This window comes from Natronospirillum operosum, assembly GCF_004768465.1.
In the GTDB taxonomy this organism is placed as follows: domain Bacteria; phylum Pseudomonadota; class Gammaproteobacteria; order Pseudomonadales; family Natronospirillaceae; genus Natronospirillum; species Natronospirillum operosum.
This window is the reverse complement of the sequence record NZ_SRMF01000001.1, coordinates 17,940-42,262: the sequence shown is the minus strand read 5'-3', so window position 1 is coordinate 42,262 and position 24,323 is coordinate 17,940. Positions and strand designations below refer to the sequence as shown.

The 24,323-nt window shown below is 59.3% G+C and carries 27 protein-coding genes; 13 read left to right on the top strand and 14 right to left on the bottom strand.

The window, feature by feature from the left end; all coding sequences use genetic code 11:
• Positions 1–12 precede the first annotated feature (12 nt).
• Positions 13–438 (bottom strand): GlcG/HbpS family heme-binding protein, encoded by a 426-nt coding sequence (locus E4656_RS00240; RefSeq protein WP_135480115.1) that lies wholly within the window; start codon positions 436–438, stop codon positions 13–15.
• A gap of 23 nt (positions 439–461) precedes the next feature.
• Entirely contained in the window at positions 462–2,636 is a 2,175-nt protein-coding gene (locus tag E4656_RS00235) for a malate synthase G (protein WP_135480113.1), read from the bottom strand.
• 207 nt (positions 2,637–2,843) lie between these two features.
• On the opposite strand from E4656_RS00235, the gene glcC reads away from it, so the two are divergent.
• Entirely contained in the window at positions 2,844–3,605 is a 762-nt protein-coding gene (glcC, locus tag E4656_RS00230) for a transcriptional regulator GlcC (RefSeq protein ID WP_135480111.1), read from the top strand.
• Positions 3,606–3,635: 30 nt separating this feature from the next.
• On the opposite strand, the gene E4656_RS00225 is transcribed toward glcC, so the two are convergent.
• The 7 genes from E4656_RS00225 to E4656_RS00195 form a co-directional block, all read right to left on the bottom strand.
• A complete protein-coding gene (locus E4656_RS00225; RefSeq protein ID WP_135480109.1) occupies positions 3,636–4,400 on the bottom strand; it encodes a hypothetical protein in 765 nt (254 codons plus the stop codon).
• An 80-nt stretch (positions 4,401–4,480) separates the two neighbouring features.
• The gene (locus tag E4656_RS00220) at positions 4,481–4,915 is read right to left on the bottom strand and encodes a PIN domain-containing protein (RefSeq protein ID WP_135480107.1); all 435 of its coding nucleotides are present in this window, start codon (positions 4,913–4,915) and stop codon (positions 4,481–4,483) included.
• A complete protein-coding gene (locus E4656_RS20680) occupies positions 4,912–5,133 on the bottom strand; it encodes an AbrB/MazE/SpoVT family DNA-binding domain-containing protein (protein WP_135480105.1) in 222 nt (73 codons plus the stop codon). Before E4656_RS20680 ends, E4656_RS00220 begins: the two co-directional genes overlap by 4 nt.
• Before the next feature lie 218 nt (positions 5,134–5,351).
• Entirely contained in the window at positions 5,352–5,825 is a 474-nt protein-coding gene (locus tag E4656_RS00210; protein WP_167855862.1) for a methyltransferase family protein, read from the bottom strand.
• A 131-nt stretch (positions 5,826–5,956) separates the two neighbouring features.
• Positions 5,957–7,207 carry an RNA polymerase sigma factor gene (locus tag E4656_RS00205; RefSeq protein ID WP_135480101.1) on the bottom strand — a complete coding sequence of 417 codons (1,251 nt, stop codon included), beginning with the start codon at positions 7,205–7,207 and terminating at the stop codon, positions 5,957–5,959.
• The gene (locus tag E4656_RS00200) at positions 7,189–7,566 is read right to left on the bottom strand and encodes a YciI family protein (RefSeq protein ID WP_135480099.1); all 378 of its coding nucleotides are present in this window, start codon (positions 7,564–7,566) and stop codon (positions 7,189–7,191) included. Before E4656_RS00200 ends, E4656_RS00205 begins: the two co-directional genes overlap by 19 nt.
• Positions 7,567–7,692: 126 nt before the next feature.
• Positions 7,693–8,187, bottom strand: a complete 495-nt coding sequence (locus tag E4656_RS00195; protein WP_135480097.1) for a MarR family winged helix-turn-helix transcriptional regulator — start codon at positions 8,185–8,187, stop codon at positions 7,693–7,695.
• A gap of 79 nt (positions 8,188–8,266) precedes the next feature.
• Between E4656_RS00195 and E4656_RS00190 the strand changes: the two genes are divergently transcribed.
• The gene (locus tag E4656_RS00190) at positions 8,267–9,151 is read left to right on the top strand and encodes an EamA family transporter (protein WP_135480095.1); all 885 of its coding nucleotides are present in this window, start codon (positions 8,267–8,269) and stop codon (positions 9,149–9,151) included.
• Positions 9,148–9,843, top strand: coding sequence for an NAD(P)-dependent oxidoreductase (locus E4656_RS00185; RefSeq protein ID WP_135480094.1), 696 nt, complete (start codon positions 9,148–9,150; stop codon positions 9,841–9,843). Before E4656_RS00190 ends, E4656_RS00185 begins: the two co-directional genes overlap by 4 nt.
• Positions 9,844–9,858: 15 nt before the next feature.
• On the opposite strand, the gene E4656_RS00180 is transcribed toward E4656_RS00185, so the two are convergent.
• Positions 9,859–10,542 (bottom strand): glutathione S-transferase family protein, encoded by a 684-nt coding sequence (locus E4656_RS00180; RefSeq protein ID WP_135480092.1) that lies wholly within the window; start codon positions 10,540–10,542, stop codon positions 9,859–9,861.
• 263 nt (positions 10,543–10,805) lie between these two features.
• Between E4656_RS00180 and E4656_RS00175 the strand changes: the two genes are divergently transcribed.
• From E4656_RS00175 to E4656_RS00165, 3 genes are read left to right on the top strand one after another with little or no spacing between them, the layout of a single operon-like run.
• On the top strand, positions 10,806–11,801 hold the full coding sequence (locus E4656_RS00175; RefSeq protein WP_135480090.1) for a Bug family tripartite tricarboxylate transporter substrate binding protein: 996 nt from the start codon (positions 10,806–10,808) through the stop codon (positions 11,799–11,801).
• A 57-nt stretch (positions 11,802–11,858) separates the two neighbouring features.
• On the top strand, positions 11,859–12,311 hold the full coding sequence (locus E4656_RS00170; protein ID WP_135480088.1) for a tripartite tricarboxylate transporter TctB family protein: 453 nt from the start codon (positions 11,859–11,861) through the stop codon (positions 12,309–12,311).
• Between the two features lie 28 nt (positions 12,312–12,339).
• The gene (locus E4656_RS00165; RefSeq protein ID WP_135480086.1) at positions 12,340–13,863 is read left to right on the top strand and encodes a tripartite tricarboxylate transporter permease; all 1,524 of its coding nucleotides are present in this window, start codon (positions 12,340–12,342) and stop codon (positions 13,861–13,863) included.
• Positions 13,864–13,943: 80 nt separating this feature from the next.
• On the opposite strand, the gene E4656_RS00160 is transcribed toward E4656_RS00165, so the two are convergent.
• The gene (locus E4656_RS00160) at positions 13,944–15,335 is read right to left on the bottom strand and encodes a sensor histidine kinase (RefSeq protein WP_135480084.1); all 1,392 of its coding nucleotides are present in this window, start codon (positions 15,333–15,335) and stop codon (positions 13,944–13,946) included.
• Positions 15,336–15,339: 4 nt separating this feature from the next.
• The gene (locus tag E4656_RS00155; protein ID WP_135480083.1) at positions 15,340–16,005 is read right to left on the bottom strand and encodes a response regulator; all 666 of its coding nucleotides are present in this window, start codon (positions 16,003–16,005) and stop codon (positions 15,340–15,342) included.
• 316 nt (positions 16,006–16,321) lie between these two features.
• On the opposite strand from E4656_RS00155, the gene E4656_RS00150 reads away from it, so the two are divergent.
• The 4 genes from E4656_RS00150 (at position 16,322) to E4656_RS00135 (ending at position 20,186) form a co-directional block, all read left to right on the top strand.
• On the top strand, positions 16,322–17,176 hold the full coding sequence (locus E4656_RS00150; protein ID WP_135480081.1) for a helix-turn-helix domain-containing protein: 855 nt from the start codon (positions 16,322–16,324) through the stop codon (positions 17,174–17,176).
• Positions 17,177–17,207: 31 nt separating this feature from the next.
• Positions 17,208–17,609, top strand: coding sequence for a VOC family protein (locus tag E4656_RS00145; RefSeq protein WP_135480079.1), 402 nt, complete (start codon positions 17,208–17,210; stop codon positions 17,607–17,609).
• A 257-nt stretch (positions 17,610–17,866) separates the two neighbouring features.
• On the top strand, positions 17,867–18,115 hold the full coding sequence (locus E4656_RS00140; protein ID WP_135480077.1) for an alpha/beta fold hydrolase: 249 nt from the start codon (positions 17,867–17,869) through the stop codon (positions 18,113–18,115).
• Between the two features lie 238 nt (positions 18,116–18,353).
• The gene (locus E4656_RS00135) at positions 18,354–20,186 is read left to right on the top strand and encodes a cation:proton antiporter domain-containing protein (protein WP_135480076.1); all 1,833 of its coding nucleotides are present in this window, start codon (positions 18,354–18,356) and stop codon (positions 20,184–20,186) included.
• 19 nt (positions 20,187–20,205) lie between these two features.
• Here the strand turns inward: E4656_RS00135 and E4656_RS00130 are convergent, their stop codons facing one another.
• Positions 20,206–20,532, bottom strand: coding sequence for a TfoX/Sxy family protein (locus E4656_RS00130; protein WP_135480074.1), 327 nt, complete (start codon positions 20,530–20,532; stop codon positions 20,206–20,208).
• A 37-nt stretch (positions 20,533–20,569) separates the two neighbouring features.
• Positions 20,570–20,983, bottom strand: a complete 414-nt coding sequence (locus E4656_RS00125) for a hypothetical protein (RefSeq protein ID WP_135480072.1) — start codon at positions 20,981–20,983, stop codon at positions 20,570–20,572.
• A 356-nt stretch (positions 20,984–21,339) separates the two neighbouring features.
• Here E4656_RS00125 and E4656_RS00120 point away from each other — a divergent pair, with 356 nt between their 5' ends.
• Genes E4656_RS00120 through E4656_RS00110 form a run of 3 tightly spaced genes read left to right on the top strand, consistent with a single transcriptional unit; the run spans position 21,340 to position 24,280 of the window.
• Positions 21,340–22,374, top strand: a complete 1,035-nt coding sequence (locus E4656_RS00120) for an ABC transporter ATP-binding protein (RefSeq protein ID WP_135482177.1) — start codon at positions 21,340–21,342, stop codon at positions 22,372–22,374.
• A gap of 14 nt (positions 22,375–22,388) precedes the next feature.
• Positions 22,389–23,249 (top strand): ABC transporter permease, encoded by an 861-nt coding sequence (locus E4656_RS00115; protein ID WP_135480071.1) that lies wholly within the window; start codon positions 22,389–22,391, stop codon positions 23,247–23,249.
• Complete coding sequence (locus E4656_RS00110; RefSeq protein WP_135480069.1) at positions 23,246–24,280, top strand: ABC transporter ATP-binding protein; 1,035 nt, start codon at positions 23,246–23,248, stop codon at positions 24,278–24,280. Before E4656_RS00115 ends, E4656_RS00110 begins: the two co-directional genes overlap by 4 nt.
• Positions 24,281–24,323: the final 43 nt, after the last annotated feature.

Below are 24,323 nucleotides of genomic sequence, written 5' to 3'. Positions count from 1 at the left end.
AGGCTCCTCAGTTCAACCCATCTGCTGTTGCAGATAGTCGATGCCGGCCTGGGCACAGACCATATCCTGATCCGGCGTGCCCGAACTCAGCCCGATGCCGCCGACCACCTCGCCGTCGATCGTCACCGGCAGGCCACCACCCACGACACACAAGCGACCACCGATGGCGGTATGGATGCCGAAGGCCAGATTGCCGGGCACACAGGCCTTGTTGTATTCGTGCGTGGCCTTGCGCGCCGCGCCGGCGGTGAAGGCCTTGTCCTGGGCGATGGTGATGCTGGTGACCTTGCCGCCGTTCATACGCTCGAAAGCGATCAGGTTGCCGGATTCGTCCACCACAGCGATGCACATGGGCACGCCGATCTCTTCTGCCTTGAGGCGCGCGCCGGTAATCAGGTGGTGCGCCTCGTCAATGCTCAGTCTCTTGATGGTCAACATGCGTTGTTCTCCGAATCGGGTTATCAGGTGTTTTTCTGCTCGCGGCGACGCGCATGCAGAACGGGTTCGGTGTAGCCACTGGGCTGGCGGGTGCCCTTGAACACCAGGTCGCAGGCGGCCTGAAAGGCAACGCCGTCGAAACCGGGCGCCATGGGGCGATAGGCCGGGTCATGCTGGTTCTGCCGGTCGACAACGGCCGCCATGCGCTGCAGTGTCTCCATCAGCTGCTCCTGGGTGCAAATGCCGTGGCGCAGCCAGTTGGCCAGATGCTGTGAGGAGATGCGCAGCGTGGCGCGGTCTTCCATCAGCCCGACATTGTTGATATCCGGCACCTTGGAGCAGCCGATGCCCTGGTCAATCCAGCGCACCACATAGCCGAGCAGCCCCTGAGCATTGTTGTCCAGCTCCTGCTGGATCTCCTGCGTACTCAGGGTGTTGCTGTGCATCAGCGGCGGCGTCAGGATGTCAGCGAGCTTGGCGCGCGGCCGCGACTTGAGTTCCTCCTGCCGCTGCCGGACGTTCACTTCATGGTAGTGGGTGGCGTGCAGGGTCGCGGCCGTGGGTGACGGCACCCAGGCGCAGTTGGCGCCCGCATTAGGGTGGCCGGCCTTGGTGGCCAGCATCTGTGCCATTTCATCCGGCTTGGCCCACATGCCCTTGCCGATCTGTGCTTTGCCTTGCAGGCCGCAGGCCAGGCCGATATCGACGTTCCAGTCTTCATAGGCCTTGATCCAGGGCTGATCCTTGATGTCATCCTTGCGCAGAAATGGACCGGCTTCCATGCTGGTGTGGATCTCGTCGCCGGTGCGATCGAGAAAGCCGGTATTGATAAAGACCAGGCGGTTCTTCACCGCCCGGATGCATTCCTTCAGATTGACTGTGGTGCGCCGCTCTTCGTCCATCACGCCCACCTTCATGGTGTAACGCGGCAGACCCAGTGCGTCCTCGACCCGCTCGAACAGCCGGTCGGTAAACGCCACTTCTTCCGGCCCATGCATCTTGGGCTTGACGATATAGAGGCTGCCGGTGCGGCTGTTGGCCAGCTTGCTGCGGCCCTTCAGGTCATGCAGCGCACAGGCCGTGGTGATCATGGCATCCAGGATGCCTTCCGGCACTTCGTTGCCGTCCCGATCCAGAATGGCGTCACTGGTCATCAGGTGGCCCACATTGCGCACCAGCAGCAGGCTGCGCCCGTGCAGGGTCAGCGTCTGACCATCGGGAGCCCGATACGTGCGATCCGGGTTCAGCGCCCGGGTCATCGGCTGGCCGCCCTTGGTGAAGGTGTCCGTCAGGTCGCCCTTCATCAGGCCGAGCCAGTTGCGATACACCGCCACCTTGTCGTCGGCATCGACCGCGGCCACCGAATCCTCGCAGTCGATGATGGTCGACAGGGCAGACTCCAGCACCACATCCCGGATGCCGGCCTGACTCAGCTTGCCGATGGGGTGCTGACGGTCGATCTGCAGCTCGATATGCAGCCCATTGTTGACCAGCAGCAAGGATTGCAGCTCGGTATCGGCCACCAGGCCGGCAAACTGGTCCGGGTGCTGCAAGCCGGTGTCGGTACCATCGGCCATGCTGGCGGCGGCTCGCTTGTGACCTCCGACCTCATCGACACGGTATGCCACCACATCGGCGTGGCTGCCTTTCGCGAGCGGTACCGAACGGTCGAGGAAGTCGTGCGTCCAGTCGATCACGCGCCGGGCGCGGGTCTCGTTGAATGCATTGCCCCGCTCTGCCCCGCCGTCTTCGGCAATGGCATCGGTGCCATAGAGGGCATCATAGAGGCTGCCCCAGCGGGCATTGGCGGCATTGAGGGCAAAGCGGGCATTGTTGACCGGCACCACCAGCTGCGGGCCGGCCAGTTGCGCAATCTCGTCATCCACATTTTCGGTAGCGATGGTGAAATCCGGCCCCTCGGGCTCCAGGTAGCCGATGTCCGACAACATGGCGCGATAGGCCTCGGCATCAAAGTCTGCCTGGCCCTGCTGCTGATGCCACTGGTCAATCCGCGCCTGCAGGTCATCGCGCTTCTGCAACAGCTCGCGGTTGGTGGGTGCCAGCTCGTGAATCAGCGCATCGAACGCGGACCAGAACTGCTCGCTGCTGACCTCCGTACCGGGCAGCACCTCCTGGTTGATCAAATCACAGAGAGACCTTGCGATGTGCAGCCCCCCTGTCTGAACACGCTCTTGCATGAGTTCATCCTCTTGTTATATCGGGCAGGACATACCGAGAGAATGGGATTGCAAGGCGCTCATGTCCACTGTAGTTTATTCTGGTAGTACCAGTTATTCCAAATAACAAGATCAAACTATTATTGTTTTTATCAATAAATTCATTGGGATATGTAACATCCTGCGCAGGTTTCATGAGGAGTAGTCAAAGTGGTAGTACCAGTTGAAATGAGCAGGAAACGCCCGGTTTCCCTGTCCAGTTCACTGGCCCGAAGGCTGGAGCAACTGATTCTGGACGGCACCCTGAAGTCCGGCAAACCCATACCCTCGGAGCGCCAACTGGCAGAACGCCTGGGCGTATCGCGAAACATCTTGCGCGAAGCGCTGAAGGAGCTGCGGGGACGCGGGGTGATCGACACCCAGCATGGGCGCGGCTCCATCGTCAAAGGCCTGGTGCCCAATCTGGAACAGGGCAACGCCCTGACCTACCTGTTCAGAGAACACCCCAGAACCCTGTACGACCTGCTGGAAGTGCGGGAACTGCTGGAGGGACGAGCGGCCTACCTGGCGGCAGACCGGGGTACCGAAGAAGACTTTCATCGCATCACCCATGCCTTCGAAGCCATGGAACAGGCCGGGCAGGAATCAACCGACCCGGTACGATCAGCACAACTGGATCATGCCTTTCACCAGACCATCTCCGAGGCCTCGCACAATCCGGTGCTGGTGCATACGCTGCAGAGTCTGATGGAACTGATGCTGAACTCGGTACTGGCCTCGGTGAACAACCTCTACCACCGCGAGACCTCCAAGAAGCAGATCGACCGGCATCATCGCCAGATCTACAACGCGGTCATTGGCCGACAGCCAGACTGGGCCCAGAAAGCCGCCACTGCCCACATCCGCAATGTGCGTGAACGACTGCTGGAGATCGAACAGGAAGAACAGCGCCTGGACCGGTCTTCCGACTGGGAGAAACTGTTGCGGTAGCGATTGGCTGGGCTGGCTATGGCCAACCGGTCATTGCGCCGCCGTCATGCTGGCTGGCCGCGAGTAGCCCTGCCGCTTCAGCTCGTTGACCAGTTGCAGGATGTTGCGCACGCTGACGCTGGCACCGCGGATGCCCACGGTCTCATAGTAGTCGGCATCGTCGACGAAAGAGGCGCCGCGCCCGTAGTGGCGGATATGGCCGCAGAGATCCTTGAGGTGGGTGTGCAGCCGCATCAGCGTCGACACCAGTTCCGGGTCCATGTATTCCGAATAGCGCATGTTCAGAACATCCCAGAGTGCCCTGGCCTTGCCATCCAGGTAGGCGTAGCTGCTCTCGGTGAACAGACTTTCTGTCGCAAAAGCTTCCGCCAGCTTGTCCAGTGGCACAGCCTCCATCTCGGTCAGCAGCGCGGCCCGCTGCGCACGCACGGCGGCCACCTGATCATCCGAACTGCCTTCGGCGATAACCGGGTCAAAGCCGAACACCCGCACGGCCAGTCCATCGCGCAAACGATTCACATCGCGCGCCACCAGATAGTCGACATGCGTCTGCACCACGCGCCAGCGCTTGGTCTTGGAGCGCACCAGCAGGGTATCGATGATGAACAGCGTGAACGCTGCACCCAGCAGCTCGGTGAAGAACCCGAGAGTCACATCCGGGTGCAGCTCCTGGAATATCCACAACAGAACCATCGTCACCGCGATCACTCCATACACCGCAATGGGCACCGACGTTCGGTCCAGAAACCCCAACCAGCTTTTCTTCGGCACGTCGGGAGTCTGCTGCTGAGTCATGCTGTTCAACCTTGTTGTCTGTTCATAAGGATCCGGCCGCCTGACAGCAGCATGCGGTCAAACCGGGGAGCGATACCGCGTTATGGGCTCAGTGTTCCCGCTATTTCCCGGGCTGCGCGATCAAAGGTGTAGACGCCATCCAGCGTTGTTCGCCACTCGCCGGCCTGATGCATGGCCTTGTTTACGATCAATGCATCCGGGAAGTCAGCAGTCTTTTTCTTGCCCCCAACCTTGATCGGCCGTGCCTTTTTGAAGTCATTCAGGGCACGCCAGACGGTCTGCCCGTCTTCAAACACGACCATTGGCTCTTCGAACAGCGCGTTGATCACACGGGCGACCGAATCACGATCAAGCCCGTATCGCTTGCCCGTCAATACCCACACCGTCTCGACCAGGACGATGTCGGTGAGCAACACGGGCGCTGCACCCGTTATCAGTGACGCAGCCGCCGGGGACTGGCGTTTATCGTCCTGCAGCAGATACCGAAGAAGCACATTGGTATCCAGTGCGATCATGTGTCGATACTACTTTGACGAGAAGCGTCCTCGCTGACGTCCCGGTCGACATCGACACCTCGCAGGAGGCCCTGGGCCGCCCCGGCTACTTTCTTGATGATGGTGATGTGCCCGTCATTGTCTACGAAACATTCATACTCATCCCCGGGCTCGATTCCAGCCAATCGGCACTGATCGACAGGCAATGTGATCTGTCGCTTTGAGCTGACTTTAGGCATGATGATTCCTTTACCTTTTAATCAATAGTAAAGAATATCGATTTCCTTACTTGGACACAAGAAGTAAAGGTGCGCTTGTGATGAGACCCATGAAGAAGCCGTCATTGTCGCAAAAAAAGACACTATACCGCGCAAAAGCAAACAGCGCCCGCCATTGCCTGCAGCATGTTGTCCTCCAATGGTGCACATTCAGTCCTGCCCCGGCGTCCGGTAACACCTTACAGCCAGCGGCGAACGGACTGCTTGTATTCCAGATACGGGGCACCGAATTTGCGCTCCAGATAGGCCTCCTCCTGCCTGATTGCGGTGTAGAACACACCCAGACAGGATACGGGGACCAGCAGGATGATCCAGAAATTGCCCAGCCCCACGCCAACGGCCAGCTGTATCAGCGCAAAGCTTACATAGAAGGGGTTGCGCGTGTAGCGGTACACGCCGCCGGTAATGATTTCCGGCGTGCTGCGCCAGGGTTCCGGGTGCTGGCCCGTCTTGATGAACAGCCGGATGGCTGCACCCAGCAGCACGCAACCGGCCAGAGCGATCAGCAGTGCCAGCATCATCCGCACGCCGAACCCGAGGCCCAGCGGCAGCGCCCACAGGTACTGCAGCCCGATGCCCACCGCTATCGCGGCCAGGTACACCAGCGGTGGCGGCACTCTTACTGCAGCGGCGTCCTTTTCTCCGGTATTCATGGGCATGTTCTCTGTCTGATCATGACTGCCCCAATTTATAATGCGTACAGCGGGTCCACTGCAACGATTTACCGCATCCGGACCGGGAGTTCCTGGGCCTCAGTCCCGCGGACAGCAACTCGGCCTGATCTTCAGGAGGAAACGGCCGAGCGGCGAGCTTGCAGGTACTCGCGAATACCCTGCTCGGTGGTCATGGATATCGCCTTGTCATAGGCCTGCCTTGCCGCTTCCGTGTGCCCCAGTTCCGCCAGCAGGTAAGCGCGCGTCGCCCAGGCGGGTTGAAACCGCTGCACGGCCGCATCGTCGATGGCATCCAGCGCGGCCAGCCCGGCTTCCGGCCCGTCCGTTCGCCCTATCGTCGCCGCGAAGGCAACGCGCGCACCCAGGGTGGGCGCGGTCGACACCAGCAACGCATGGAGGCGGCGCAACGTGGCCCAGTCCGTGCTGCCCGGGGTGGCACGCGCACAGTGTACGGACTGTATCGCCGCTTCGAGCTGGAATCTGCCGATCCTGCCAAAGGCGCTGGCCCGACGCAGATACTGCTCACCCTGCCTGATCAGGGCAGGGTCCCAGGCTGCGGTATCCTGCTGTTCAAGGGGCACAAATACACCATTCGCGTAGCGGGCTTCCATGCGGGCCAGCGACAGCGAAATGAGGGCGGCGAGACCGAGCGCCTCCGGCTCGTCCTGCAACAGGTCGCAGAGCGTGGTGGCCAGGTAGTGGGCCTCGGCGGCGAGAGTTTCGTTGACCGTACGCCCGGATACCAGCCACCAATCGACCGCAAAAGCACCGTAGATCGCCTCCAGAACGGCCTCCAGCCGGTGCGGCATCTGACTGCGACCCGGCACCTCGAACGGCATCCGGGTGTCGCGTATACGCCGCTTGGCCCGCACCAGCCGCTGCGCCATGGCAGGCCCCGGCAGCGCAAAAGCCTGCGCAATCTGCCTGGCCTCGATACCCAGCACTGTCTGCAGCATCAGCGGCGTGCGGATACCCGGTGCTATCGCCGGGTGAGCACACACAAACAGCAGCGCGAGACGCCGGTCGGGGATGTCATCCGGGTCCAGGTCGGGCGCTGCCGGCGCGGGCAGACTTTCTGCCGCACTGTCGAAGGGCACCGACGTGCGATAGGCCGCGGAGCGAAACATGTCGCGCATACGGTTACGGGCAGCCGTCAGCAACCAGGCATCCGGATTGTCCGGCACGCCGGACTGCGGCCACACGCGCAATGCACGCTCAAAGGCATCACCCAGGGCGTCCTCGGCGTACTCGATATCACCCGAGGGGGCGGCCAGAATGGCCAGCAGCCGACCATAGGAGGCCCGGGCGGCGCGCTCTGCCCGGGCCGATGCCTGGCAACGACTCAACTCGGGGCGACCCATTGCCCGGCCTGGCCATGCACCGCTGTTGGACGGATCTCGATGGTACCCCATTGCGCCGCCGGGCACTTTTCCGCCCAGGCCAGTGCTGCATCCAGATCAGGCACCTCGAGCAGGAAGAAACCGCCCAGTTGCTCCTTGCTGTCGGCAAAGGGTCCGTCCTGTACCTGCGGGCTGCCGTCTTTCAAGGTGAAGGTGGTCGAGCTGGCCGTGGGCTGGAGTATTTCGGCAGCAATCAGTACCCCGGCATCGTCAAGCGCCTGGAGGTAGGCCGCGAAAGCTGCCTGGGCCTCTGCCCATTCTTCTCCGCCTACATCTTCGGGAGTAGCTTCAACATGGTGTAACAACAGGGAGTAACGCATCACAAGTCCTCTTTCGTTGGGTTGTCGATAGCGACATCCCAATGACGAACGAACCATCCCTCAATCGACAACTACCCGTGTACTGCCCGTCAGTTTCGATTGAGCGCACACTCTAGTTAGCCCAAGCTAGCCTTCATTCTCTTCAAAAGCCGACAGCCATTTGGCAACAAGCACATCGAATGCCTGCCGCTCTTCTGCCGTCAGCGCGGCAGTGAGGCGGTGCTGATTGGCCACATGCGCGGTGACAGCCTCATCGATCAGCACGCGACCCTGCTCGGTGAGCCCGACCAGAAAACCGCGCCTGTCATCGGGGTTGCGTCGCCGCTCCACCAGCCCGGCCGCTTCGAGCCGGTCGACCCGGTTGGTCATGGTGCCCGACGTCACCATGGTCCATTCGATCAGCATCGAAGGGCTGAGTGCATAGGGCTCGCCCGCCCGCCGCAGTGTTGCCAGCACGTCAAACGACGCCTGGCTGAGCCCGTACTCCAGATAGACTTTGTCCAGCTCTTCCCGCAGGTGCCGGAAAAGGCGACTCATCCGCCCCAGGGTACCCATGGGCCCGACATCAAGATCCGGGCGTTCGGTGCGCCATTGCGCAAGAATACGATCTACTTGGTCCATGGGCATGAGCCTGCCCAAAAACTATCTTGACGTCAAGATTTAAAGTATTTATCTTGATATCAAGATAAAGGAGAAATCCATGGCTCGCTCTACAGATCTTGCGACAACAGCACTGGTCCCGATTGTCTGGGGCACCACCTACATCGTCACTACTGAAATGCTGCCCGACGGCTTTCCGCTCACCGTCGCCCTGCTCCGCGCCCTGCCCGCAGGGTTGCTGTTACTGCTGATTGCGCGCCGGTTGCCGCCACTCAACTGGCTGCCCAGAGTGTTCGTGCTGGGCGCCCTCAATATCTCAATATTCCTGACCCTGCTGTTCGTTGCCGCCTATCGTCTGCCGGGCGGGCTCGCCGCAACGCTCATGGCTGTTCAGCCGCTGCTGGTACTGGTGTTCTCACGCTTTCTTCTGGGTGCACCCATTCAGCCGGTCGGGGTGATGGCGGCACTGGCCGGCATCGCCGGTGTCGGTCTGCTGGTGCTCGGCCCTGAAGCAGCCCCCGACCCCATAGGCATCGCTGCCGCGCTCTGCGCCGCCCTGTGCATGGCCACAGGCAGTGTGCTGGCCAAAAGATGGCAGCCGAAGGTGTCCCCGCTTACCTTCACCAGTTGGCAGTTGACTGCCGGAGGCCTGCTGCTGCTACCGGTGGCACTCATTGTCGAGCCCGGATTTGCGGCGCCTGATCGCATGAATATCGCCGGTTTTGTCTGGCTCGGGCTGATCGGCGGCGCTCTGGCCTATGTCTTCTGGTTCCGCAGCATAGCGCGGCTGGGGCCGCCGGCGGTGACTGCGTTCAGCTTTCTCAGCCCGCTCAGTGCCGTCGTTCTCGGCTGGGCAGTGCTGGGCCAGGCGCTGACACCGCTGCAGGGACTCGGCGCATTCATTGTTCTCGCCAGCGTGTGGTTTGGTCAGTGGGCCGGACAGCGCGCAACCGCTACTGCAACCCCAAAAGGAGCAACCACATGAAGCTGATCGTTTTTGGCGCCACCGGCGATGTCGGGCGCAAGATCACCGAGGAAGCCCTGGCCTGCGGCCACAGCGTAACGGCCGTGGCTCGCAATACGCAGCCACTCGCACGCATTCAGGGGCAGATTGAAAGAGTGGATGCCGACCTGCTCGCCAATGCGGAGCGGGCCGGTGAACTTATTACCGGACACGATGCGGCGATTTCGGCTCTGCGTCCCGCTCAGGGGCGGGAGCCACTGCTGCTGGAACTGACGCGAGCGGTGCTGGACGGCGCCAGGGCCAATGACGTGCCGGTGTTTGTGACCGGCGGTGCCGCAACCCTCAAGCTGCCCGAAGGCCGTGGTCAGACCCTGCTCTCCGCACCCGGTGTTCTGCCCGCTGCTGTCAGGCCCATCGCCGAGGCCTGTGCCGCGCAGGTGGAGCTGCTTGACGCCACAGAGGAACCTGCTTGGTTCCATCTGTTGCCGCCGGCCATGCTGGTTGAAGGGCCCCGAACGGGCATCTATGGCTGGGGCACTGATACGCTGGTTACCGATGCGGACGGCAACTCGCAGATATCCTATGCGGATTTTGCCGCTGCCATGCTCGACCTGGTCGAGAGCCCGCCCCCGGCGCCCATCCGCTGCACTGTGGCATGGCAGGCCTCCGGGCAGCCTCCGGCAGAGAGAGAAGCCGAATCTGCCCCGGAGTAATCCGGTTTCGGCGGGCTACCGATGGTCTTCGATCAGGCGCCCGCACTTGACGGTATCTTCCTCATGCATGGCTTCCCGCCACGGCTCCTGCAACGCCGCCTGGTACCACTCCTGCAGCGCCGGCAGCGCCAGCATATGGTCCACGTAGGCCTGAGCAGGCTGGCTCAGCGGCAAGCTGAAAGTCTGGGCACGGAAGACCACCGGGGCATAGAACGCATCCACGCCGGTAAACCGATCACCGGCCAGGAAGGGCCCGCCAAAGGTATTCAGGCCCTGCTCCCAGAGCTCGTTCAGGCGCTCGATATCGGCCTGCAGGGCGGCAGAGATCGCAGTCAGTTCAACCCGTACGCCGCAGTTCATCGAACAATCATCCCGCAGCGCATTGAAACCGCTGTGCATTTCCGCACAGGCAGAGCGGGACCAGGCACGGGCGCTCTTGCCCTCCGGCCAGACAGCGGGCCAGTGCTCGGCCGCATATTCAACAATAGCCAGCGAATCCCATACCACGGTGTCACCATCCACCAGGCAGGGCACCAGCCCGGTGGGCGAGAATGATCGAAATGCGTCGCGGCTTGCACCAAGGCCACCGGCAAAGGGTTCCACGTGTTCCGTGAACGGGATATCCAAGGCCCGCATCAACACCCAGGGCCGCAGCGACCAGGACGAGTAGTTCTTGTTGGCAATATACAGATCAAACATGAAGGACTCCTTTCTCGGGGTGGCAAGTAATCAAACCCGGAACATGAGTACTCAGTATAACAGCTTCACAGATACCCGCTCACCAGCCCCGGGTCCACTCAACCAGCTGAAAATCATCAGGTTTGACGGCAATCACGTCTGATTTCTGAACTTTTCCAATTTTTGCCAGCTTTCTGCCAGACTAGCCCAATATATTGCGAGAGTGCCATCAGCCACCCATTGGTGCTGATGGATTTCACTCAAACAATAAAAAGGTCTACAAAATGGCAATTTCCCTCTCGCAAGTGCTTAAAGCTGCGGTAGTGGCACTCTCACTACCTGTTATTCTCTCAGCCAGCATGGCTCTGGCGGACAACTATCCGGCTCGTCCGATCGAAGTCGTTGTTGGCTTCGGTACCGGTGGCAGTGCTGACCGCATGACCCGCATCATGGCAAGCCATCTATCCCAGGAGTTGGACGTACCAGTGCGGGTTACCAACCGTCCCGGAGCCGGCACACGGATCGCCGCCGAGTACATTCTGAACAGTCCCGATGAAGGCTATCACCTGTTTGCATCCACCTTCGCACCCTACCTGACCAATACAATTCTGGCCGGCAATGCCACTTATGCAATTGAGGATTTTTCCTACCTGAACTTCCAGTGGTTTGATCGCGATCTCATCGCCGTCAATAGCGATAGCGGCTATACCACCCTCCCCGAGGTGATCGAGACCATCAAGAATGAACCGGGCGAAGTTCGTGCTGCCGTAGTTCAGGGATCAGCAGGTCATCTAATGGCGCGCATACTGCTTGAAGAGTATGGAATCCCGCAAAGTCATCTTAATCTGGTGACCTATAACAGTGGCGGTGAAGCTCGCACAGCTGTTGCAGGTGGTCAGGTTGATCTGATTCTGATCAGTGCTCAGGGCAGTGAAAGTATTCGCGAATTCCTGACACCACTGGCCATCGTCAGTGAAGAGCGTGTCGAGCAATGGGATGTACCCACCGTGAATGAAGCAATTGCTCCTCTGGGGTATCAGGTTCCGGTTCTGCAAGGCTCCATGAGAGGCTTTGCCGTCAGTGCTGAATTTGAGCGCCGTCACCCGGAGCGCTTCAGGATGCTGAGCGAAGCCATGCAAAGTGCACTGGCTCAGAAAACGCTTCAGGATGAGCTGAAAAGCAATGAAATCGGTGGTTTGTGGATAGGCCCGGAACAGTCCAATCAGTTGATGCAGGAGAATTTCGAAGCCTTCCGCCGATACGCCGACATCCTCAATTGATATCACAACTCATCTCATTTCAGCCCGGATCCAGGTGATCCGGGCAGCGGTGATCACATGAATATTTCCCAAAAGGATCTCGGCCACCTGGGCATGTTGCTTGGGCTTGCCGGGTTTACCCTCTGGTATCTGAGCGATGCCATCAGTGTTTCGACCAGCGTGCCCAACCTGCTGCTGATATTACCGGTGGCCACGGCCGTCCTGATACTCTGCCTTGCCGAGTTTCTGACAAGTCTGTGGCGCAGGGAATTGTTTGCAGCGGTTGATGATGAGCCGGTGCGCGAGATACTGCCGATCATCCTGTTGTTCAGCGCCTATGTCCTGACGCTGCCCTGGTTGGGCTTTGACCTGGGAACAGTATTGTTTGTGGCAATTTTCCTGCGCATGAAAAGGGAAAATAACTGGTGGATGGTAATCGGATACAGCCTGATTTTTGGCCTGACGGTGGCACTCTTCTTTGCCTTCATGCTGCCCTACCCCATGCCCATGACATTTCTGCCGATTGATTGATTAACACCAATTCAGAGGTTTTCCTTCCGTGATCGATTTTGCAGCCAGTGCAGATGCCCTGTCTTTACTTTCCTCCAGCCTGACGCCCTGGCTGATTGTTATTCCGGGCATCATTATCGGCCTGATATTCGGTGCGACGCCAGGCCTTCAGATCTCAATGGCGATGGCCATTTTTCTTCCCATGACCCTGTACATGGACTTCATGCAGGCGATGCTGTTCCTGACAGCCATCTTTACCGGTGGCTCTTTCGGCAGTGGCATACCGGCTATCCTGATGAATATACCCGGTACCTCCTCCGCTATCGCCACAGCCTTCGACGGCTATCCCATGGCCCGAAAAGGCCTGCACAATCAGGCGCTGGGAATCGCACTGGTCTCCTCCGTTTTCGGCGTACTGATCGGATATCTGATCCTGTTCATGCTGATTCAGCCGATCTCGCTGATGGTGCTGAAACTGGGGCCATCCGAGATGTTCATGGTAATTCTCTGGGGTATGACCCTGATCGCCAGCCTGAGGGGGGAGCATGTCCTCAAAGGGCTCATCGCAGGCCTTGTTGGCCTGTTGATCGGCACCATCGGCTTCAACGAGATAGGGCTGGCACGCGGCACGCTGGGCAGTTTCTATCTGTTTGACGGGATTCCGGTGATTCCGGCAATGATGGGCATGTTTGCTGCGTCCGAGCTGTTTCGGCTGGCCAACAAGCAGTATATTGTCGAGAATGACGCTTCACGCAAGGTGGATTTGCGCAAGATTGCAACGGGGTTCAAAACGGCCTTTGCCTCCCCGCTGGTCATGCTCAGAGGCTGCCTGATCGGCGTTTTCGTTGGTGCAGTTCCCGGCGTCGGCTCATCCGTTTCCAACATACTGTCCTACGTGGAAACCAAGCGACGCGACCCTGATCCGGACTCCTTCGGCAAAGGCAATCCGAAAGGCATTGTCGCGTCCGAATCAGCCAACAGCACTTCCGAGGCGGGTTCCATGGCGACACTGCTGGCACTCGGTATTCCAGGTGGCGGCGCTACAGCGGTCATGCTCGCAGCCTTTGCCATGCATAACATCACCGGTGGCCCTCAGTTCATTCGTGCACAGACGGATATTGTCTATGCCATCATTTTTGCCAACTTCGCTCAGGTATTCTTCCTGATGATTCTCGGCATTCTGCTCATTCCACTGCTGGCAAATATCATCAAGGTCCCGATGCGTTATCTGATCCCCAGCGTACTGGTGCTGGCCGTGTTCGGCTCATTCGGTCTGACCGGTAATTTTGTAGGTCCCTTCACCGTACTGGCCTTTGCCATCATCGGCTGGCTGATGCGCCGCTACGGTTACTCGGTACCGGCTGCAGTGATTGGTATACTGCTGGGGGCCATGGCTGAGAAAACATTGCTGCACAGCTATCAGATCAGTGGCGGTGATATCAGCTATGTTCTTGAACGCCCCGTTACGCTGCTGATTCTCGCGCTGTTGCTGATCTCTCTGTTCGGTAAACAGGCTATGACATTGATCAAGGCTCTGTTGCAGCGCAAAACCAGTCCGAGAACAGTCGATTGAGCAGATGTTCCATCCGGCCCTGCCGCGTGTCGGGAGGCAGGGCCGTTTTCATGGCACAGCCCTGACGCGACTGGTCAGGATCAGCGGGTACGCCGCGCCAGAGGGAAGTGAACTGACACCCTCAGGCCGCCGGTCTCACTCTTTCCGATATCCAGCCTGGCCGAATGAGACTGGGCAACCTGACTGACAATTGATAGCCCAAGACCCGAGCCTTTTTCATCGCGGTTGATACGATAAAAGCGATCCGTTACATGGGTGATCTCTTCCTGTGCTATACCGACACCATCATCCTCCACACTCAGGCAAACATTGGACTCATCCTGACGTTGCAACTGCACCCGAATCACTCCCCGGTAGGGGCTCGTTGGACCACCGGCATGCATACTGGCGTTATCGATCAGATTGGTCAGCAACCATTGCACCATGATCGGGTCACAGCGCACTGCCAGAACGGCATCATCAGTGATGAACTCAAGCTCCTGTTCACGGTTATGAATCCGGTTAAGCAACCGGGCACAGGCATCACGACAAATCTCCTGGAGGTCATGAATATCCAGCGCCGAAATATCCACCAGATCACTCTTCGTCTTGGCATACTTGAGCAGTTGCTGGGTCGTATGAGTGGCATATTCAGTGGTATTGCGTATTGCCCTCAGATGCTCTCTCAATGCCGGATCCTGGCACTGCCGCTCCGAGATCTCCGCCAACACCTGGATCTCGGAGATGGGCGTTCGCAGCTGATGTGACACATCTGCATTGAACTGCTGAATATGCTGCATATTTTTTCTGATTCTGACCATTAATTTATTGATACTGTCGACCAGTGTCGTGACCTCTTTCGGCACCCGCTCCAGAACGGGTGAGAGATCATGCGCTGAACGTCGGTGCAGCGCCTTCTCTATGCGCTTGAGTGGCGACAGTCCCTTGTGAATGGCAAAAAGCGCAATAATCAACATGCTAAAACCCAGTGCAAGATTGATTACCAGCAAATTGGACATGAACTCCTGCAGCAGATTGCGCCGCCCCTCCCTCGATTCCGCCACTATCACCTCAACCGGGGAACCATCAGCACGGAGAACAGGGATATAAAGCCGTAAGGCACGCAGATCAGTGCCGGCAAAAGTAGTGTCGTAGAAATGGTCGGCCTCTGTGTTGGCTTCCGGTCCCTGCAGCCCTTCGAAACCGGCCAGCAATCGCCCCTGAGCGTCGCGAATCCGGTAGAACAGCTTGCCCTGCCCTCCGGTACCCAGTGAATTGACCGAAAGATAGTGCAGATTAATCCTGATCTCGCCATCTGCCACATAAATCCGCTCCTCAAAACGGGAGGCACCCATACGCAGCATCCCATCAAAACTCTGATCGATGCGGTGAGTCAGCACCAGATGGCTGGCGTAGAGCGAGAGAGGGATCAGTATGGCCAATGGCAGCATGATCCAGACAATCAGATGACTGCGAACCGAGTTTAGTGCCATGCTGTCAATCCAGATTGTCCATCATGTACCCCAAGCCACGCACGGTGCGTATCCCTGCCGCAGCGCCCAGTTTTTTACGAATACGGGACACATAGGTTTCAATGGCACTGGCACTGACATCCTGTTCAAAGGAAGCAATACTGTCAGCCACCTGATCCTTGCTCAGCAGACGCCCTCGGTTCATCAGAAAATACTCCAGTACTGCCATTTCTCGTCGATGCAATACCACCTCTTCATCCTTGATGGTCAGCACACGGGATGTCAGACACAGCTCCAGTTCGCCATTCTTGAGCCTGTTGTCGGCAAAAGATCGACTGCGCCGGATGACGGCCCTGACTCTGGCAACCACCTCCTCCAGCGGAAAGGGCTTGCACAGATAGTCATCAGCGCCTTCGTCAAGCCCCATGATACGCTGATCCAGGCGATCTCTGGCCGAGATAATAATGACCGGTATCTGATTGTTGCGTTTACGAAGATTTCGCAGCACCTCTATACCGTCGACACCCGGAAGACCAAGGTCCAGCATCAACAAATCATACTGACCATTTTTCATGTAGGAGGCCGCCTGTTCGCCATTACGCAGTACATCGGCTCGATAGCCGATTTCCTCAATAACTGTCTTCAACCCGTGAGCGAGAATGGCATTGTCTTCGATGATAAGAATCTTCATGGCATGGTTGTATGGCTTCAAACCGAATGAGGTCGCGACGGGCGGTTCCAAAGCTCATGGGATGGCATTGATTTCAGTCCCTTGCGCTGGAATGGCTTGCTCGTACGCTCATTGTGGCGCATTGCGCAACCCAGTCAATCATTGCTTTTACCGGTTCCAAGGCATAGCCGATGAACAGCGAAAGAAGAAGTACGTACGTCAATACGAACGTCTTTTATCAACAGAGTATGGCCTGCTGTACCAATTGCCTGAACACAGACCAGCAGGTACAGTGGATTGACGCTTTGACGAGTGCTCAACACGCAAGGACGAGGCCATGGTAGACAACTTTGAGTTCCTTGCCCCACCTGCCGACCTGCAGCCATTCATCAAGTTCATCTGGGTATTCGAAGGTCGTGCCTCAACGGAAAAGCCCTATTACCACCGGACTCCGGTCGACGGTTGTACCCAGCTGATCTTCGCCTTTCGCGGTGGCTTTCACCGCCAGAGCGGGCCGAACCATGAAAGCCCGCGGCTTGCGTCCGCTCTGATCGCCCAGACCACCACCAGTCTGACCTATCGCCTCGACGAGGATTTTGGGCTCTTTGGCGTTTGCCTCTACCCCTTCAGCATTCCGTACCTGACGGGCACTGAAGGCACTGATTTCATTGATCGATATTTCGCCCCGGAAGACCTGCTTGGGGCGCCCGCCCGGGATGTCGAGCGGTCCATGACAGGCCTCGACCGGAATGAACACCGACTGGCGCTGATCCAGGGCCTGTTCACCTCCCAGTTTGCCCACCTGCCGGTTCAGGAGCCACAGGTTGTTGGTATTCTGAGACAGCTGTTCAAGGCCTCGGCCGCTGACGAACTCGATGCCCTGATTCACCCGTCGTCGGTTTCGACTCGGCACCTGCAACGTCAGACCAAGCGCTATACCGGCTATACCCCCAAGCAACTGGTACGCATCCTGCGCCTGCAACTTACCCTGTCATCCAATCCACCCCAGGCTCTCTCGGACGTTGCGGCGCAAGGCGACTACTACGACCAGGCCCATCTCAGCAATGAGTTTCGCAGCCTGTCCGGCACCACACCCGGCGACTACTTCAAGGGCGCCAAGCCGGACATCCGGTGGCGCCGTGAAGGCCGCGAGGTCGCATTTTTCCAATCACCGGGCGGCAAAAAGCCTTAAGCTGCGATCAAACACAGACAGGAGAAACCCGATGGAAGCCATCAACCGACTGCTGCTGAATGTGCTCTCGAGCAATCTGGAAGACAGCAAGGCGTACTACACCACCCTGTTCGATTTTCAGGTCGACTATGACAGCGACTGGTTCGTGCATCTGATCTCGTCCGCACATCAACTCGAACTGGGCATCATCCGTGCCGACAGCGACATGCTGCCTGCCGGCGCCAAACCTCAGTCCGGGGGTTTCTTCACGACGTTTGTTGTCAGCGATGCAGCGGCGGTATTACGAATTGCGCAGGAAAAAGGGTTCACTGTACTCAGCGAGCCGGAAGACACCTTCTACGGCCAGCGTCGCCTGCTGTTGCAGAGCCCGGAAGGCGGCATCATCGACGTTTCCTCACCCATTCCGGATTTCACTCCGGGCGAGCGTCTGTAGGAACCTGAAACGCTTGCGGGCACCCACGCTGGTGCAAGAGAATATATTGTGCCGGGGGAGCCAGGAGGTTGAAAAGTTGAGCCCACAGAGAAGCGGCCACCGCAAGAGAAACAGAGCAGCTGGCAGACCGCTACGGTGCCATTTTTCATCAACGGCCGAGGTATTTCAGAGTCACTGTTGGAGCCCTCTTTTCGGGCCTTGTAACGCCCTGGGAGATACCTCGACTGATCCGGGCCAACAACGTCACTCTGGAAGCCATGCACGACGAACTGCAAACACTGGATCTGTTCGAGTCCGTGCCCAGCCTGGACGTCCCCACGTTCTTTTTCACCGGCCGCCACGACCATCACGTTGATGCAGGCGTCGCAGCTGACTATTTTCAGGCCCTGGATGCACCAACGAAACGGATTGTCTGGTTTGAAGAATCCGCGCACAACATCCCGTTCGAGCAACCGGACCTGTTCCATACACTGGTTCTGGAGCTGCTCGATTCCGGGGCATTCTAGTGTCCCTTGACAGAAGTTCGTAGGTTTCAGCGAGTCATACAAGGTTTCTGACAAGGCGCAGCTCGCAGGGAATGGCCGTCGCCCTTTGCAAGAGCCGCGAGGCCTTGTATGGCTCGCCCTTCGGGAGCCTGCTCGGGTCGCGCCCACTCATGGCGCGTGCAGGTGACGCTCTATTGTTTGCTCCCTCGGCTTTTGCGACCATGCTGTCTCTTTACTTTCCAGCAGGCAACAACCCTTGATGGACAACGTCGTATTTGAAGGTATCGCCTTTCTGGTAGCCGCAGTGCTGGCCCCTACCCTGTTCAAGCAGCTTGGTTTCGGCACGGCCGTTGGCTATCTCTTTGCCGGTATTCTGATCGGCCCCTACGGCCTGCGGGTGTTCGACGATGCCGAATCCGTCATGGATGTGGCCCAACTGGGCGTGGTGCTGTTGCTGTTCGTGATCGGGCTGGACACGCGGCTTTCGCGGCTGGTTGCCATGCGGCGAGACATTCTTGTGGTGGGTAACGGGCAGGTCTGGCTCACCACCCTGGCTCTGGGTGTGGTCGCCTGGGCGTTCGGCCTGTCGCTGTCAGCCGTGGTTATTGTCGGGTTCGCTTTTGCACTGTCCGGCACCGCCATTGCCCTGCAACTGCTGGATGAGCGGGGTGATATGTCCCGCCCCTACGGACAGAAGAGCTTTGCGGTACTGCTCACCCAGGACATGCTGACAGTACCCATGCTGGCCCTGATCCCGCTGTTTCTCATCGGCACAGAATCCATCAGCCGCACTGGCACTGCGCTGGGTGATACCGCCCTGGCGCTTGGTGTCGTCGCAGGCATCGTGCTGATCGGCCGCTATGTGCTGGACCATGTTTTTCGCTTTCTGGCCGCTGCCGGCGCCCGCGAGGTGATGACCGCAGCAGCCCTGCTGGTAGTGATTTTTTCATCCATGGCTGCAGACTTCGCCGGTCTCTCCATGGCGCTGGGGGCTTTCCTGGCGGGCGTGATGCTGGCGGGGTCATCCTACCGGCATCAACTGCGCGCCGATGTCGAACCCTTCCGGGGCCTGTTGCTGGCATTGTTCTTCATGAGCATCGGCATGCTGATCAATCTGCCCGAGGTGTGGAGCAACCTGGGTCTGGTCCTGTTGCTGCTGGCAGCCTACCTGGCCATCAAGGTGTTCGTGGCCACTCTGGTAGCTCACTTCTCCGGTTCCTCCTGGCCTGAATCCCTGCGTTCTGGCCTGTTGCTCTGTGCCGCAGGCGAATTTGCGTTTGTGCTGGTGCCCCTGATCGCCGGGCAGGGCCTGATTGACGCCGCGACCACCAACACCCTGATCGCCCTGGCAGCTCTGTCGATGGTGGCGTCACCGCCGCTGGCGGTCATGGCCGAGCGCTGGATCAGAAAACTGGAACACCGGGAACAAGCCCCCGAAGAGGATTTCAGCGGCGCCAGGGGCTCCGCCCTGGTGATCGGTTTTGGTCGTTTTGGCCAGATCGCCTCACAGTTGCTGCTGGCCGAGGGCATTGAAACCACCCTGATTGATTCCCGGCCGGAGCGGATTCGCGCCGCCGCTCGTTTTGGTTTCAAGGTCTATTACGGGCACGGCCTGAATCTGGACATGTTGCGGGCCGCCGGGGCCGAAGAGGCCAAACTGATCATGGTGTGTATTGATGATCCGGCTGAAGCCCTGGCGATGGTGAAAATGATTCGCAGCGCCTTCCCCGAGGTCAAACTGCATGCCCGCGCGCTTGATCGCGGACACTCACTGGCGCTGACGAAGGCAGGGGTCGATTATCAAATCCGCGAGACGCTTGAATCAGCGCTCACCGCAGGCCGACACATGCTGGAAGCACTGGGCATCTCCCATGAACAGGCCAGACAAACAGAACATGATGTGCGCCGGCGCGACGCCCAGCGCCTCGAGCGCCAATGCTACGAAGGTATGGATGCGGGCACTGACTTCCTGCACAGCAATCTGCAGCCGGAGCCTCTGAAAGCTCCTGACCACCCGGCAAAACCCATCAACCCGGAAGCCGACGAGATACTGCAGCAGGAGGATCGTGAGGCCGACGCAAAAGCAAACTGAGCCCTGAGGTGACTTTCTTCTACTTCAGGCGCGACCGCAGGGCGGCTTCATGGGCACTTCTTGCCCACTGGGCGGCCAGCTCCAGGTCGTCCATGATCTCTTCCGGCGCCTGATAATAGGACATCTTGATCAGCTTGCCGCTCTTGTTGAACTCGAACGGACCCAGCCCTTTTCGCTCAAAGTCAGGCTTGTTGATGGCATCTACCTTGAGGTAGAGAGTGCTGTCCGCCACCAGGCCGAACATCACACCATCGTGATACAGGCCATAGCCACCGAACATCCTGCGGGCACTCACCGGCCCGAAAAGTGCGAAGACTTCCTGCAGATGCTCGATGTATTCCTGCACAACCCACACTCTCCGTTGTTTACCCGGTACTGACTAATCAGCACTCAACGATAGTCTTCGGCCGCATCTGACGCCCGGTTGGGTCCATCGACAGCAAGACCTCGTGCACTCCGCTCAACGCACCGGTGGGCTCATCGGTCACCGGATCTACCAGGTACAATTTCCAATCCAACTCCTCGGCTTCGTCATCCTCGAAGTTCTCGTACGATCCGGTGGAATCTCCAAGGTGGTAGCAGAGGCCAAAGGCTGTTTCATACCCGACAATTTTTGCAAAGCGGGCGATGGTGTCTGCCGAAATACCCCTGGACAGCATTTCTTTGATGATGGGTCCGTAGTCACCCGCCGGCTTCGTCGAACCCGGCAACTCAGCGATATTTCTGACCCAGGATGAATCTTCTTCATCGGGTATGCACTCCCAGACTCCGCGCGCAAAAATCTCTATATTTTCCATAATCTGACCTGTTAACGGGTGCCCTGCTCCGGGCAAATTTCTGATGGCGGCTTGTGTGCATCTAGTGTCCATATTGCTGCAGGCATTCCTTCCAATCAACAGCTTCCCCCCTCGTTGTCGCAAAGCCAGCTGGCCGGACTCAGGGGCCTGACCCTGCCACAGTAATTCTCCAACCGCGTCGAATCCGATTCAAGGGCAAAGGATTGACAGCCTGGAAAGGCTTGTCTATGATTTCCTTATAATGATATTCATTCCGTTATAATGGAATAGGCAAAAGGAAATTCAACAAGAACAGCCGAGGACAAGAGAATGAGCAGTATTCCTTCGTGCACCCGGACAGGGGAAGCATCGTGACGATGGCCGAACCACAGGAACTGGTGCGTGTTACCGGTTTGAAAAAGCATTTTCCGCTCACTTCCGGCGTGTTTCGTCGCACCGTCGGCGCTGTGCGCGCGGTCGAGGATGTGACGCTGTCCATTCGCAAGGGGGAGACGCTGGCCCTGGTCGGGGAATCCGGTTGCGGCAAAAGCACGACCGGACGGCTGCTGTTGCGGCTGATCGAGGCCAGTGCGGGAGAGCTGATGTTCGACGGGCAGGACATCAGGACACTGGACCGTCGCGCCCTGCGTACCCTGCGCCGCGACATGCAGATCATCTTTCAGGACCCGTTCTCGTCGCTCAACCCGCGCATGCGGGTATGCGAGCTGATCGCGGAACCGCTGAAGTTTCACCAGCTGGCCCGCGGCCGGGCCGAAGTCGAGGCCGAGGTCGACCACCTGATGAACATCGTGGGGCTTGCGCCCTCGCACCGCGACAAGTTCCCGCACCAGTTCAGCGGCGGCCAGCGCCAACGCATCGGCATCGCACGGGCGCTGGCCGTGCGGCCCAGATTCATCGTCTGCGACGAACCGATTTCTGCCCTCGATGTGTCGATACAGGCGCAAGTGATCAACCTGTTGGCGCAACTGCAGCAGGACTTCGGCCTGACCTATCTGTTCATCTCGCATGATCTGAGCGTCGTGCGCTATGTCAGCGACCGTGTGGCGGTCATGTATCTGGGTCGCATCGTGGAGCTCGCCGACACTGCGGCGCTGTTCGAAGAACCGCGCCATCCCTATACGGCGGCGCTGCTGTCCTCCATTCCGGTGCCGGACCCCAGCCTGGAGCGCAAGGACAGAGTCATTCTGACCGGTGACGTACCCAGCCCTTCGAATCCGCCCTCCGGCTGCCCGTTTCATCCGCGCTGCGTCCATGCACAGGCTATCTGTCGCCAGGAAGTACCGGCGCTGCGCACAGTGGCGCGGGGCTCGGGGCGACCGGGCCAGGTGGCCTGCCACCTGGCCGAAGACCTTGATCTGCAGGGCATCCCGACCACGGAGGCGTCAGCATGACCGGACCAGAAGCAATGTCTCGCCTCGCTGGCTCGCGCGCCTGGGCCTCGTTCGCCTGGATAGCGCCGCTGAACGGACGCATCCTGTTCGGTGGCGGGCTGGTCCTGCTGATCGTGTTCATCGCGGCAGCTGCACCCCTGCTGGCTACCCATGATCCGCTGCGCGTCCAGATGTCGATGCGGCTCATGCCACCGAGCGCCGACAACTGGCTGGGCACGGACAACAACGGCCGCGACATCTACAGCCGAATTGTCCATGGCGCCCGGGTCTCGGTCGTGGTCGGCATGGCGGTGGTCATCCTCACCACGGTAATCGGTACCTTCATCGGTCTTGTTTCAGGTTACTTCCGCCGCCTGGACGGCCCCCTGATGCGGTTCATGGACGCGCTGATGTCCTTCCCTTCCATCCTGCTGGCCATTGCCATCGTGGCGGCCCTGGGCGCCAGCATACAGAACGTGGTCATCGCCCTGACAGTCAGCTTCATTCCGCACACGGCCCGTGTTGTGCGCGGCAAGGTGCTCAGCGTGCGCGAAGAAACCTTTGTCGAATCCGCCCGCGCCATCGGGCTGGGCGACTGGCTCATCATCAAACGCTACATACTGCCCAATGTGATGGCACCGCTGATGGTCCAGGCCACCTTCATTCTGGCCCTGGCCATCATTGCCGAAGCCGGCCTGAGTTATATCGGGGCCGGCACACCACCGCCACAGCCGAGCTGGGGCAACATCCTTTCCGACGGGCGTGCCTACCTGCACAACGCTTGGTGGATGACCACCTTCCCCGGCCTCTTCATCATGATTTCCGTGCTGGGGCTCAACATCATGGGCGATGGCCTGCGCGACAAGCTCGATCCCCGCATGGAGGCCGGACGATGACCGATTCCTCGCAACAGAAGCAGGACCAGACAAGACGCACGGTGCTGGCCGTCGACAACCTGCAGACCCGCTTCATGTCCAGGGGCCCCGCACTCAAGGCCGTCGATGGCGTCAGCTTCTCGATCGGAGAAGGTGAAACCGTGGCCCTGGTGGGCGAGTCCGGCTGTGGCAAGAGCGTCACCGCACAATCGCTGCTGCGGCTGATCTCGCCGCCCGGGCAAATTGTGGGCGGCCACATCTACCTGGAAGGCGACGACCTGATGACCCGCTCACAGAGCGAGATCGAAGACATCCGCGGAAACCGCGCAGCCATGATCTTCCAGGAGCCGCTGACCGCCCTGAATCCGATCATGACCGTGGAAAAGCAACTGGCGGAAGTGCTTCATCGCCACCACCCCCAACGGCGCAAGGAGGCCCGGGCGCAGGTGCTCGACATGCTGCAGAAGGTCGGCATTCCCGACCCGGAAGGCCGCCTGCGCGCCTATCCGCATCAGCTGAGTGGCGGCATGCGCCAGCGGGTGATGATCGCCATGGCGCTGCTGTCCAATCCGCGCCTGCTGATTGCGGACGAGCCGACAACTGCGCTCGACGTGACCATTCAGGCGCAGATTCTGGAACTGATGCGAAACCTGTGCTCCCAAATGGGCACGGCACTCCTGCTTATTACCCATGACCTGGGGGTCGTCGCCGAAATGGCCGACCGCGTCATCGTGATGTATGCCGGCCGCGTGGTGGAAGAAGCGCCGGTCCGAACTCTGTTTGCTCAACCTGCGCACCCTTACACCAGGGGCCTGATCCAGTCCACGCCGAACCTGGCCACACACCAGGGTCAGTTGGTGGCCATCCCCGGGCTGGTGCCGACACTGGCTGATCTGGGTGATGTGCAGGGGTGCAAGTTCGCACCGCGCTGCAGTATGGCCACGGACAAATGCCGCTCCGAAGACCCGCCCCTGCAGACGCTTGGTCCGGACCGGGCCGCGCGCTGCTGGTATGCCGACGAGGTGATGCAGACCGTTTCTGCACAGGCGTAACAACACCGTGGCCTGCCACGGATAAATCCATGCACGACAACAA

What these genes read in the sequence shown, in the direction of transcription:
- glcC (WP_135480111.1), top strand. Translation starts at nt 2,844, where the DNA reads ATGAGCAGGAAACGCCCGGTTTCCCTGTCCAGTTCACTGGCCCGAAGG.
- E4656_RS00200 (WP_135480099.1), bottom strand. Translation starts at nt 7,566, where the DNA reads ATGCGTTACTCCCTGTTGTTACACCATGTTGAAGCTACTCCCGAAGAT.
- E4656_RS00175 (WP_135480090.1), top strand. Translation starts at nt 10,806, where the DNA reads ATGGCAATTTCCCTCTCGCAAGTGCTTAAAGCTGCGGTAGTGGCACTC.
- E4656_RS00210 (WP_167855862.1), bottom strand. Translation starts at nt 5,825, where the DNA reads ATGAATACCGGAGAAAAGGACGCCGCTGCAGTAAGAGTGCCGCCACCG.
- E4656_RS00225 (WP_135480109.1), bottom strand. Translation starts at nt 4,400, where the DNA reads ATGACTCAGCAGCAGACTCCCGACGTGCCGAAGAAAAGCTGGTTGGGG.
- E4656_RS00235 (WP_135480113.1), bottom strand. Translation starts at nt 2,636, where the DNA reads ATGCAAGAGCGTGTTCAGACAGGGGGGCTGCACATCGCAAGGTCTCTC.
- E4656_RS00180 (WP_135480092.1), bottom strand. Translation starts at nt 10,542, where the DNA reads ATGTTTGATCTGTATATTGCCAACAAGAACTACTCGTCCTGGTCGCTG.
- E4656_RS00135 (WP_135480076.1), top strand. Translation starts at nt 18,354, where the DNA reads ATGGACAACGTCGTATTTGAAGGTATCGCCTTTCTGGTAGCCGCAGTG.
- E4656_RS00195 (WP_135480097.1), bottom strand. Translation starts at nt 8,187, where the DNA reads ATGGACCAAGTAGATCGTATTCTTGCGCAATGGCGCACCGAACGCCCG.
- E4656_RS00145 (WP_135480079.1), top strand. Translation starts at nt 17,208, where the DNA reads ATGGAAGCCATCAACCGACTGCTGCTGAATGTGCTCTCGAGCAATCTG.
- E4656_RS00125 (WP_135480072.1), bottom strand. Translation starts at nt 20,983, where the DNA reads ATGGAAAATATAGAGATTTTTGCGCGCGGAGTCTGGGAGTGCATACCC.
- E4656_RS00185 (WP_135480094.1), top strand. Translation starts at nt 9,148, where the DNA reads ATGAAGCTGATCGTTTTTGGCGCCACCGGCGATGTCGGGCGCAAGATC.
- E4656_RS00115 (WP_135480071.1), top strand. Translation starts at nt 22,389, where the DNA reads ATGTCTCGCCTCGCTGGCTCGCGCGCCTGGGCCTCGTTCGCCTGGATA.
- E4656_RS00240 (WP_135480115.1), bottom strand. Translation starts at nt 438, where the DNA reads ATGTTGACCATCAAGAGACTGAGCATTGACGAGGCGCACCACCTGATT.
- E4656_RS00155 (WP_135480083.1), bottom strand. Translation starts at nt 16,005, where the DNA reads ATGAAGATTCTTATCATCGAAGACAATGCCATTCTCGCTCACGGGTTG.
- E4656_RS00120 (WP_135482177.1), top strand. Translation starts at nt 21,340, where the DNA reads ATGGCCGAACCACAGGAACTGGTGCGTGTTACCGGTTTGAAAAAGCAT.
- E4656_RS00170 (WP_135480088.1), top strand. Translation starts at nt 11,859, where the DNA reads ATGAATATTTCCCAAAAGGATCTCGGCCACCTGGGCATGTTGCTTGGG.
- E4656_RS00190 (WP_135480095.1), top strand. Translation starts at nt 8,267, where the DNA reads ATGGCTCGCTCTACAGATCTTGCGACAACAGCACTGGTCCCGATTGTC.
- E4656_RS00205 (WP_135480101.1), bottom strand. Translation starts at nt 7,207, where the DNA reads ATGGGTCGCCCCGAGTTGAGTCGTTGCCAGGCATCGGCCCGGGCAGAG.
- E4656_RS00160 (WP_135480084.1), bottom strand. Translation starts at nt 15,335, where the DNA reads ATGGCACTAAACTCGGTTCGCAGTCATCTGATTGTCTGGATCATGCTG.
- E4656_RS00220 (WP_135480107.1), bottom strand. Translation starts at nt 4,915, where the DNA reads ATGATCGCACTGGATACCAATGTGCTTCTTCGGTATCTGCTGCAGGAC.
- E4656_RS00110 (WP_135480069.1), top strand. Translation starts at nt 23,246, where the DNA reads ATGACCGATTCCTCGCAACAGAAGCAGGACCAGACAAGACGCACGGTG.
- E4656_RS00150 (WP_135480081.1), top strand. Translation starts at nt 16,322, where the DNA reads ATGGTAGACAACTTTGAGTTCCTTGCCCCACCTGCCGACCTGCAGCCA.
- E4656_RS20680 (WP_135480105.1), bottom strand. Translation starts at nt 5,133, where the DNA reads ATGCCTAAAGTCAGCTCAAAGCGACAGATCACATTGCCTGTCGATCAG.
- E4656_RS00140 (WP_135480077.1), top strand. Translation starts at nt 17,867, where the DNA reads ATGCACGACGAACTGCAAACACTGGATCTGTTCGAGTCCGTGCCCAGC.